Below are 9,451 nucleotides of genomic sequence, written 5' to 3' on the forward strand. Positions count from 1 at the left end.
GGCCGACGCGGCCTTGCTGCGCGAGCACCCGCAGCGCCTGATCGTCGTCGCGGTCGCGAACCCGCGCGAGCGCATCGTGCCGCAGGCCGGCTCGACGCTCGCCACCTACCACGCCAGCCAGCGCTACGGCGCCGGCAGCGAGGCCCGCGCGGTGCTCGAGGCGATCGAGCGCGAGCACGGGCTGCGCGAGCTCGCCGCCTGGCCGATCAGCGCGCTGCGCGTGCACTGCGTGGTGCTGGAGATCGCGCCCGGTGCCGAGCGCGACCAGGTGCTGGCCGCACTGGCGCGCGATCCGCGCGTCGAGCTGGCGCAGCCGCTGCAGGATTTCGACACGCTGAGCCTGCCGGACGCGGTGCATGCGCCGGCCGGCGCGGCCTACAACGATCCGTACGTCGACCTGCAGAGCGGTTTCGTCGAGCTCGATGCGGCCGACGCGCACCAGCGCGCGCGCGGGCAGGGCGTGCGCATCGCGCTGATCGACACCGGCGTCGACACCACCCACCCGGACCTGCAGGGCCGCATCGCGGCGACGCGCGACTTCGTCGACGGCAGCGCGGCGCGCTTCGACGCCGACCGCCACGGCACCGAGGTGGCCGGCGTGATCGCCGCGGTCGCGAACAACCGGCAAGGCATCGTCGGCATCGCGCCGCAGGCCACGCTGTCGGTCTACAAGGCCTGCTGGCAGCGCGTGGCAGCCGACGGCGGTGCGCGCTGCAACTCGTTCACGCTCGCGCAGGCGCTGGGCGCGAGCATCGACGACGGCGCCCGCATCATCAACCTGAGCCTGGGCGGGCCCGACGACCCGCTGCTCACGCGGCTGGTGTCCCATGCGCTGGGCCGCGGCCGCATCGTGATCGGCGCGATGCCGCCGGACGGCCGGCCGCACGGCTTCCCGACCGGCATCGCCGGCGTGATCGCGGTCGACAGCAGCGGCCCCGGCCGCGCGATGCAGGGCGTGCCCGATGCGGTGCTGCGCGCGCCCGGCCGCGACATCCTGACGCTCGAACCTGGCGGCCGCTACGACTACAGCTCCGGCTCGTCGCTCGCGGCCGCGCATGCGAGCGCGGTCGCCGCGCTGCTGCTCGAGGCCGCGCCGTCGCAGGATGCCGCCGCGGTGCGCACCGCGCTCGAACGCAGCCGCAGCGGGGCTTCGATCAATGCCTGCGAAGCGCTTGCAACTCTTTTCGCTCCCACCCGCACACACCGACAGGAGCAGGACGGTCGTGGACCGTGCGCTTCGAGCCGCAGGCCGACGGGCCTGCCTGTCGAACCGGTCGATGAAAGACCAAGAGGAGCGATGCAATGACGATGACACGCAAGGGATTCCTGGGAGCCGCCGCCGGCAGCACGGTGATGCTGTTCCTGCAGGCCTGCGGCGGCGGTGGCAGCGATGGCAGCCCGGCGCCCGCGCCGGGGCCGGCCCCCGCCCCGGCGCCCGGTCCGGCCCCGCAGAGCTGCGGCTCGTCCGGCGGTGCGATCGCCGGCAACCATGGCCATGTGCTGGTCATCGCGACCGCCGACCTCGACTCGACCACCGACAAGACCTACAACATCACGGGCACCGCGTCGCACGCCCACAGCGTGACCTTCACGCCGGCGCAGCTGCAGGCGCTGAAGGCCGGGCAGGCGGTGAGCGTGACCTCGACCCTCGGCGCCCAGCACGACCACGAAGTCACGGCCAGCTGCGTATGAGCTGGCGGCGCACGGTGGCCGCCGCGCTGCTCGCGGCGGGTGGGATCGGTGCGCTGCCGGCCTTCGCGGTCGAGGTCGGCCAGCCGGCGCCCGACGTCGAGCTGCCGGCCGCGGTGGACGCCGCGCCGAAGTTGTCGGCGCTGAAGGGCAAGCTGGTCTACGTCGACTTCTGGGCCTCGTGGTGCGGGCCGTGCCGGCAGTCGTTCCCGTGGATGAACGAGATGCAGGCGAAGTACGGCGCGAAGGGGCTGCAGATCGTCGCGATCAACCTCGATGCGAAGCGGGCCGATGCCGATGCGTTCCTCGCGCAGCTGCCGGCGCGCTTCGGCCTCGCGTTCGATGCCGCCGGTGCCTCGGCCAAGCGCTTCGGCGTGAAGGGCATGCCGACCTCGGTGCTGATCGGCCGCAACGGCGAGGTGCTGATGGTGCACCAGGGCTTCCGCGACGACGAGCGGCAGGCGCTGGAGGCGAAGCTCGCCGCGGCGCTCGCGACCCCGTAGTTCTCTCTTCAATTCAAGGATCTTCGATGCGACCGATGCTTCGGGCAGCCGGCTGCCTGTGCCTGGCCGTGCTCGGCGGCTGTGCCGCCTGGGCACCGCCGCAGCCGTGGGAGAAGGGCCAGCTCGCGCGGCCCGAGATGACGATGGCCGGCGATGCGCTCGGCGAGCGCTATGCGCAGCACATCTATGCGAGCAAAGAGGCCGCTTCGGGTGGCTACGGCGTCGGCGGAGGTGGCTGTGGATGTAACTGACGCACGCGGCGCCCTGGTGCTGGCCGCGCTGGCCCTGCCCGGCGTCTGGGCCGGCAGCGCGCAGGCACAGGGCGCGCCGGAGCACGGCCTGGTCGCGCTGAAGCACCTGCACTACGAGGACTCGCAGCCCGGCCTGCACCGCATCACCGTCGATTCGCCGTCGTTCTACCTGCTGGCGCCGCTCGGCCCGCGCTGGTCGGTGGAGGGCACGGCGGTGCTGGATTCGCTGTCGGGTGCGACGCCGCGCTGGCAGAGCGCGGTCTCCAGCGCCTCGACGATGCACGAGACGCGCCGCGCCGGCGACGTGCGGGTCACGCACTACCTGGACCGCGCGTCGTATTCCATCGGCGCGAGCGTCTCGCGCGAGCACGACTACGACTCCGATGCGCTGTCGCTCAACGGCTCGTGGGCCAGCGACGACAACAACACGACCTGGCATGCCGGCATCGGCGGCAACCGCGACCGCATCCACCCGACCGATGGCGGCAACCTCGGCATCGACCGCCGCGAGCGCAGCGGCACCGACGTGATCGTCGGCGTCACGCAGGCGGTGTCGGCGGTCGACCTGGTGCAGATCGACGTGAGCCACAGCCTCGGGCACGGCTACTTCGACGACCCGTACAAGGACTTCGATTTCCGCCCCGACCGGCGCCGCCAGGCGACGCTGCTGGCGCGCTGGAACCACCACGTCGCCGACCTCGGCGCGACGCTGCGCAGCAGCTGGCGCGCCTACCGCGACAGCTACGGCGTGCGCGCCCACACGCTGCAGGCCGAGTGGGTGCAGCCGCTCGGCGGGCAGTTCGCGCTGACGCCGCTGCTGCGGTACCACACGCAGGGGGCGGCCGACTTCTACGCCAGGGCGCAGGTCGATGCGAATGGCGCGCCGGTGTTCCCGGCGCTGTCGCCGGGGCAGCTGAACTCGGGCGACCAGCGGCTGTCGGCCTTCGGCGCGTTCACGCTGGGGCTGAAGGCCGAGTACAAGCTCGACGCGCTGTGGACCGTCGACGCGAAGGTCGAGGCCTACGAGCAGCGCGGCAGCTGGCGCGCCGGCGGCGACGGGTCGCCGAACCTCGAGCCGTTCCGCGCGCGCTCGGTGCAGCTCGGCGTGAGCCGGCAGTTTTGACGGAGACCCTGCGATGAAGAACCTGTTGTTCAGGGCGTTGTGGCTGATGGCCGCGCTGCTGCCGTTGCGGGCGGCCGCTGCGGCCGACGATTTCCTCGACCCCGAGGCCGCGTTCCGGCTGAGCGTGCAGGCGCAGGACGCACGGCACGTCGCGATGCACTTCGCGATCGCGCCGGGCTACTACCTGTACCGCGAACGCCTGGGCGTGCAGGCCGCGCCGGCCACGGCGGCGGGCGCGGCGGTGGCGATCCCGCGCGGCAAGACCAAGTTCGACCCGACCTTCCAGAAGGAGGTCGAGATCTTCCACGACGAGCTCACGATGGTGTTGCCCATCGCCGCCGATGCGCCGCCGTTCCGCCTCACCGTGGGCCACCAGGGCTGCGCCGAGAAAGGCCTGTGCTACCCGCCGGCTTCGCACGCGTTCGACCTGAAGCCGGCTGCCGGCGGATGGACCGTGGCGGCGGTGGCCGACGTGGATGCCACGGCTGCGCCTGCCGCGCCGGCCGCACCCGTTGCGACGCCCACTGCACCTGCCGCACCGGAGACCGGCCGCTTCGCCAGCGCGCTGCAATCGCGCAGCCTGCTGACGGTGGCCGGCGTGTTCCTGCTGGCCGGCGTGCTGCTGTCGTTCACGCCCTGCGTGCTGCCGATGCTGCCGATCCTGTCGTCGATCATCGTCGGGCAGCGCGGCACGGTCTCGCGCTGGCGCGGCTTCTCGCTGGCGCTCGCGTACTCGCTCGGCATGGCGCTCATCTACACCGCGTTCGGCATGACGGCCGGCCTGCTCGGCGAAGGGCTGGCCGCCGCGCTGCAGAACGCCTGGGTGCTGGGCGCGTTCGCGCTGCTGCTGGCCGGGCTGTCGCTGTCGATGTTCGGTGTCTACGAGCTGCAGCTGCCGAACGCGCTGCAGAGCAAGCTGAGCGAGGTGTCGGGCCGGCTGCAGGGCGGGCAATACCTCGGCGTGTTCGTGATGGGCGGCCTGTCGGCGCTGATCGTCGGCCCCTGCGTCGCGGCGCCGCTGGCCGGTGCGCTGGTCTACATCAGCCGCACGCACGACGTGTGGCTGGGCGGCATCGCGCTGTTCGCGCTCGCATCGGGCATGAGCGTGCCGCTGCTGCTGGTCGGCGTGTCGGCCGGCTCGCTGCTGCCGCGCGCCGGCGGGTGGATGGACCGCGTCAAGCACTTCTTCGGCGTGATGCTGCTGGCGGTGGCGCTGTGGATGGTGTCGCCGGTGCTGCCGTCGTGGGGGCTGATGCTCGGTGCCGCGGCACTGCTGCTGGCGAGCGCGGTGTACCTCGGCGCGTTCGAAGGCGGCACCGCGTCGCCGGGGCGTGCGGCGACGCGTGGCGTCGGCCTGCTGCTGGCGGTGCTCGCGGTGCTGCAACTGGCCGGCATCGCGTCCGGCGGGCGCGACCTGCTGCAGCCCTTGCAGCACCTCGCTGGTTCGGGCCCGGCCGGCGGCACGCGCGAGGCGGCGCTGCCGTTCCAGCCGGTGGCCGACCTGGCGGCGCTCGATGCCGCGGTGCGCACGTCGACGAAACCGGTGATGGTCGACCTGTATGCCGACTGGTGCGTCGCCTGCAAGGAGTTCGAGTCGTTGACCTTCACCGACGCCGCGGTGCGCGAGCGGCTGGCCGGCATGACGCTGCTGCGGGTCGACGTGACGGCCAACAATGCGCAGGACAAGGCCTTGATGCGCAGGTACGGCCTGTTCGGGCCGCCGGCGCTGCTGTTCTTCCCGCCGGGCGGCGAGGAGCGCAGCGAGGCGCGGGTGGTGGGCTTCCTCGACGCGGCGAGCTTCCGGGAGCACCTCGGCGAGCACCTCGACCCGCGGCGCTGATTTCGCGCCGCTGCACGCCGGTTCGCCGGTGAGGCCGGCTTCTTTCATGTGCTCAACAAAATGAACACATGAACACACATCCAGCCGCCCCGACATCCGCGCCGACCCACGTTGCCATCACGCTGCGTGAGCTGCGCGAGCCCCACCCCACCGAGATGCGCTCGTGGCGCAGCGCGTCGATGACCGTCACCGAGCGACCCGGCACCACCTGCCACTTCGTCGTGCTGCCCGACGGACGCCTGTTCAGGATGCCGGTGCTGCCGCCGGCGCGGCTGAACTGAGGTGCTGCTCTCCGCCTGAACTCACGCCACGGCGAAATACAGCTGCCGCTCCGACAGCGGGCCACCGGCCGCCGTGCCGACCGTCAGGCTCACCCGCTGCAGCCACGCACCGCGCGGCCCGTGTGGTGCCGCGACGCGGCGGCTTCGCACGAACACCGTGCGGCCGTCGATCGCGCCGCTCCATTCGCCCAGCGTCTGCGCCGAAGCCGGATGCGACCGCAAGGCCTTCAGGCGGAAGCGCTCGACGAAGGCGCGCAGGTCCGCCTCCGACCGGATGGCGTCGAACTCCGGCGGGACGGCCCACCCAGCGTCCAGCATCCTCGGGCGCTCAGTGCAGGAAGCGGCCGTCCGAGCCGAGCATCGTCATCTCCACCATGTGGCCGCCGTTGTGGGTCTCGGGGCTGAACGTCACGTGGTAGCCGCCCGCATCCCAGTCGTGCATCGTCTCCAGCGCGCTGATCAGCTTGGCGCGCGTCGGTGCTGGCCCGGTGCGGCGCAGCGCCTCGGTCATCGCCTTCGCGGCGATGAAGCCTTCCATCGAATGGAAGCTGCGCGTCGGCACGCCGGCCTTGCGCATCGCCTGCGCGTACTCGCGCTGGACAGGGCTCGCCTCCGCCCACGGGAACGGCACCACCTCCGAGACCTGCAGGCCGGCGCCGGCGCTGCCCAGCTCGTCGGCCAGCGACTTGCCGCCGACATGCGACAGGCTGACGAACTGGCCCTTGAAGCCGCCTTTGCGCATCTCCTTGATCAGCGCTGCGCACGAGGCGTAGGAGCTGACCAGCACCACCGCATCGGGGTGCGCTGCCAGCAGGGCCTTCGCGGGTGCCGCCACGTCGGTGCTGTCGCGCTCGATGGTCGCTACCGTGCCCAGGGCGAGCTTGCGCTTCTTGCCGGCCTGGGCCACGGCGTCCATGCCGGCGGTGCCGAAGGCATCGCTCTGGTGGAACACCGCGAGGTGCGTCAGGTTGGTGATGCTCAGCTGCTCGACGATGTGGTCGGCCTCCTCGGCATAGCCGGCGCGCAGGTTGAAGACGTAGCGGTTGAACGGCTCGCGCAGCGCGGCGGCGCCCGAGGCCGGTGCGAACAGCGGCACCTGCGCGGCGGTGAGCACCGGCAGCGCCGCCAGCGTGGTCGAGGTGCCGATGTAGCCGAACAGCGCGAGCACGCCGTCCTTCTCGATCAGCTCGTGCGTGTTCTGCACGGTGCGCGCCGGGTCGTAGGCGTCGTCCCTGGTGCGCAGCTCGATCTTGCGGCCGTGCACGCCGCCGGCTTCGTTGACGGACTGGAAGTAGGTGCGCGCGCCGAGGTTGAACTCGGTGGCCAGCTGCGACGAGGGCCCGCTGAACGGCGCCGACTGGCCGAGCAGGATGGTGTTGCCCACCAGCTCGCGCTCGGCGGCCTGGCTGCCGAGGCTGAACGAGACGGCGATGGCGAACAGGGCGAGGCGCCGGCGGATGGGTGCTGCTTGCATGATCGGAATGGGGTGTCGGTTCACTGGACGATGCGGCCGTTGGTGCCGAAGATGCCGAAGTTCACGTAGTGCGAGCCGCCGCGCCCTCGCGTGCCGAAGTCCAGCACGTAGCCGCCCAGGTCGAGCGGGGGCGAGCTGCGCAAGGTCGCGGTGATGGCCTCGGGCGTGATGCGCTGCGTCTTCTCCAGCGACATGACGAGCGCCTTCGCGGCGATGAAGCCTTCCATCGAGCGGGCCGACAGGTCCGGGCTCGGCGTCGCGGCCTGCAGGGCCAGGTACTCGCGCACGATCGACAGGCTCGGCTGCGACGTCTGCGGCAGCACGATCGAGAAGGCGTAGCCGCGGGCGCGTTGCGTGCCCAGCGCCTTCAGCAGCGCATCGGTGTCGATGATCGACATGCCGTACAGCAGCGCATGGCCGCCGGCGACCTCGTAGCGGCGCGTGAACTCGATGGCGGCCGCGGTGGTGGCGCCCAGCACGACCACCTCGGGCGCGGCCGCGATCATCTGGTCGACCGCGCTGCCCACCTCGATCGTGTTGCGCGGGTAGCCGGCACGCACGACCAGCGTCATGCCGAAGCGGCCCGCGGCGTCCTGCGCGCCGGCCAGCACGTCCTTGCCCAAGCCGTCGTCCTGGTAGACCAGGCCGACGCGGCGGATGCCCAGGTGCGACAGCTGGCCCAGCAGCCGGTTCACCTCGTCGCGGTAGCTCGCCTTGACGACCAGCATGCCGTCGGCGCTGGCCACCGAGGCGGCGCCGGAGATCGCGCCGACCATGCCGACATGCGTGCGCACCAGCACGCCGTCGGCCGCCAGCGCCTCGAGGTTGGTGGTGCCGATGGTGCCCAGCAGGGCGACCGGCGACTCCTTCTCGATCAGCTCCTTGACGAGACGGACCGTCTGGTCGGGCTTCTGCGCGTCATCGCGCGTCACGAAGCGGATGCGCTGGCCCTTGATGCCGCCGCGCGCATTCACCGCATCGAACCAGAGCTGCGCCCCGGCGTGCACGGCCTTGCCGGTGACGGCCTGCGGGCCGCTGAACGGCGCCACCTGGCCGACGACGATGTCGGCCAGGGCCGCCTGCGACAGCAGCAGCGCGGCCAGGCCGGCGGCGCGCATCAGCAGGGAAGCCGGCGGGCGATGGGAAGACTGCATCGGGGGGAACCTCGGGCGGGCTGGAAACGAGCCGCGAATGTAGGGAACCCCTGGCCGGTCCGCATGACCGCGCGTCGACCACGCCCTGATCGATGAATGCAGGCGCCGCAAGCGTGACCGAGGTCACGTCAAGAAGCTGCTCCCTCGCCGTCACCCGGGCGCCAGCGCGCGCCGGTACTGGATGGCCTCGGCCAGGTCGGCGTTCGCTATGGCCTCACGGCCTGCCGAGTCGGCGATGCTGCGTGCCACCCGCAGCACGCGGTGAAAGCTGCGTGCCGACCAGCCGAGCCGGCTCGACACCGCGCGCAGGAAGGCCGCGCCGGCCGTGTCGAGCGCGCAATGCAGGTCGAGCGCATCGCCGGCCAGCTGCGCGTTGCGGCAGCCCTGGCGCGCCAGCGCGCGCTGCTGTGCGGCCAGGACGCGCTCGCAGATCCGCTCGCTCGGCTCGCCGTCGGGGGCGGCGGCCAGGGCCTCGGCCGGCAGCGCCGGCACCTCGACCTGCAGGTCGATGCGGTCGAGCAGCGGGCCGCTGATGCGCGCCTGGTAGCGCAGCACCAGGTCGGGTGAGCAGCGGCACGCGCGCTGCGGGTTGCCCAGGTGGCCGCAGGGGCACGGGTTCATCGCCGCGATCAGCTGGAACTGCGCCGGGAAATCGGCCTGCCGCGCCGCGCGCGAGATCGTGATGCGGCCGGTCTCCATCGGCTCGCGCAGCGCCTCGAGCGCGGCGCGCGGGAACTCGGGCAGCTCGTCGAGGAACAGCACGCCGTGGTGCGCGAGCGAGATCTCGCCCGGCCGCGGCGGCGACCCGCCGCCCACCAGCGCCACCGCCGACGCGCCGTGGTGCGGGCTGCGCAGCACCCGCTGCCGCCAGCGCTCGGCGCGGAAGCTGCCGCTGATGCTGAGCACCGCGGCCGACTCGAGCGCCTCCTGCGCCGTCAGCGGCGGCAGCAGCCCGGCGAAGCGCTGCGCCAGCATCGACTTGCCGGTGCCGGGCGGGCCGACCATCAACAGGCTGTGGCCGCCGATCGCGGCGATCTCGAGCGCACGCTTCGCGCCGCTCTGGCCCTTCACGTCGCGCAGGTCGGGCAGCGCCGCCGGCGCACCCGGGCGCGGTGGCAGCGCGCGCGGCAGCGGCT

General features: G+C 72.6%; 11 protein-coding genes. 7 read left to right on the top strand and 4 right to left on the bottom strand.

The window, feature by feature from the left end; genetic code table 11:
• The 7 genes from AC1DXV_RS26710 to AC1DXV_RS26740 form a co-directional block, all read left to right on the top strand.
• Positions 1 to 1,306 (top strand): S8 family serine peptidase (locus AC1DXV_RS26710; protein WP_477936418.1); only part of this gene is annotated, 1,306 nt, incomplete at its 5' end.
• Complete coding sequence (locus AC1DXV_RS26715) at positions 1,303 to 1,692, top strand: hypothetical protein (RefSeq protein WP_477866230.1); 390 nt, start codon at positions 1,303 to 1,305, stop codon at positions 1,690 to 1,692. The genes AC1DXV_RS26710 and AC1DXV_RS26715, both read left to right, overlap by 4 nt.
• A complete protein-coding gene (locus AC1DXV_RS26720; RefSeq protein WP_477936420.1) occupies positions 1,689 to 2,192 on the top strand; it encodes a TlpA family protein disulfide reductase in 504 nt (167 codons plus the stop codon). Before AC1DXV_RS26715 ends, AC1DXV_RS26720 begins: the two co-directional genes overlap by 4 nt.
• A gap of 26 nt (positions 2,193 to 2,218) precedes the next feature.
• Entirely contained in the window at positions 2,219 to 2,443 is a 225-nt protein-coding gene (locus AC1DXV_RS26725; protein ID WP_047509768.1) for a DUF4266 domain-containing protein, read from the top strand.
• Entirely contained in the window at positions 2,430 to 3,566 is a 1,137-nt protein-coding gene (locus AC1DXV_RS26730; RefSeq protein WP_477866234.1) for a DUF3570 domain-containing protein, read from the top strand. The genes AC1DXV_RS26725 and AC1DXV_RS26730 overlap by 14 nt, the downstream gene beginning before the upstream one ends.
• 13 nt (positions 3,567 to 3,579) lie before the next feature.
• A complete protein-coding gene (gene dsbD, locus AC1DXV_RS26735) occupies positions 3,580 to 5,406 on the top strand; it encodes a protein-disulfide reductase DsbD (RefSeq protein ID WP_477866236.1) in 1,827 nt (608 codons plus the stop codon).
• Positions 5,407 to 5,474: 68 nt separating this feature from the next.
• Positions 5,475 to 5,687, top strand: coding sequence for a hypothetical protein (locus AC1DXV_RS26740; protein WP_477866238.1), 213 nt, complete (start codon positions 5,475 to 5,477; stop codon positions 5,685 to 5,687).
• 21 nt (positions 5,688 to 5,708) lie between these two features.
• Here the strand turns inward: AC1DXV_RS26740 and AC1DXV_RS26745 are convergent, their stop codons facing one another.
• The 4 genes from AC1DXV_RS26745 to AC1DXV_RS26760 form a co-directional block, all read right to left on the bottom strand.
• Positions 5,709 to 6,005, bottom strand: a complete 297-nt coding sequence (locus AC1DXV_RS26745; RefSeq protein WP_477866240.1) for a hypothetical protein — start codon at positions 6,003 to 6,005, stop codon at positions 5,709 to 5,711.
• A 10-nt stretch (positions 6,006 to 6,015) separates the two neighbouring features.
• Positions 6,016 to 7,161, bottom strand: coding sequence for an ABC transporter substrate-binding protein (locus AC1DXV_RS26750; protein WP_477866242.1), 1,146 nt, complete (start codon positions 7,159 to 7,161; stop codon positions 6,016 to 6,018).
• A gap of 20 nt (positions 7,162 to 7,181) precedes the next feature.
• Entirely contained in the window at positions 7,182 to 8,315 is a 1,134-nt protein-coding gene (locus tag AC1DXV_RS26755) for an ABC transporter substrate-binding protein (protein WP_477866244.1), read from the bottom strand.
• Between the two features lie 150 nt (positions 8,316 to 8,465).
• Positions 8,466 to 9,451: YifB family Mg chelatase-like AAA ATPase (locus AC1DXV_RS26760; protein ID WP_477936422.1), on the bottom strand; the 986-nt coding region annotated here is incomplete at its 5' end.

This window comes from Rhizobacter sp. P3_C12 (assembly GCF_056402735.1).

What these genes read in the sequence shown, in the direction of transcription:
- AC1DXV_RS26715 (WP_477866230.1), top strand. Translation starts at nt 1,303, where the DNA reads ATGACGATGACACGCAAGGGATTCCTGGGAGCCGCCGCCGGCAGCACG.
- AC1DXV_RS26720 (WP_477936420.1), top strand. Translation starts at nt 1,689, where the DNA reads ATGAGCTGGCGGCGCACGGTGGCCGCCGCGCTGCTCGCGGCGGGTGGG.
- AC1DXV_RS26725 (WP_047509768.1), top strand. Translation starts at nt 2,219, where the DNA reads ATGCGACCGATGCTTCGGGCAGCCGGCTGCCTGTGCCTGGCCGTGCTC.
- dsbD (WP_477866236.1), top strand. Translation starts at nt 3,580, where the DNA reads ATGAAGAACCTGTTGTTCAGGGCGTTGTGGCTGATGGCCGCGCTGCTG.
- AC1DXV_RS26740 (WP_477866238.1), top strand. Translation starts at nt 5,475, where the DNA reads ATGAACACACATCCAGCCGCCCCGACATCCGCGCCGACCCACGTTGCC.
- AC1DXV_RS26745 (WP_477866240.1), bottom strand. Translation starts at nt 6,005, where the DNA reads ATGCTGGACGCTGGGTGGGCCGTCCCGCCGGAGTTCGACGCCATCCGG.
- AC1DXV_RS26750 (WP_477866242.1), bottom strand. Translation starts at nt 7,161, where the DNA reads ATGCAAGCAGCACCCATCCGCCGGCGCCTCGCCCTGTTCGCCATCGCC.
- AC1DXV_RS26755 (WP_477866244.1), bottom strand. Translation starts at nt 8,315, where the DNA reads ATGCAGTCTTCCCATCGCCCGCCGGCTTCCCTGCTGATGCGCGCCGCC.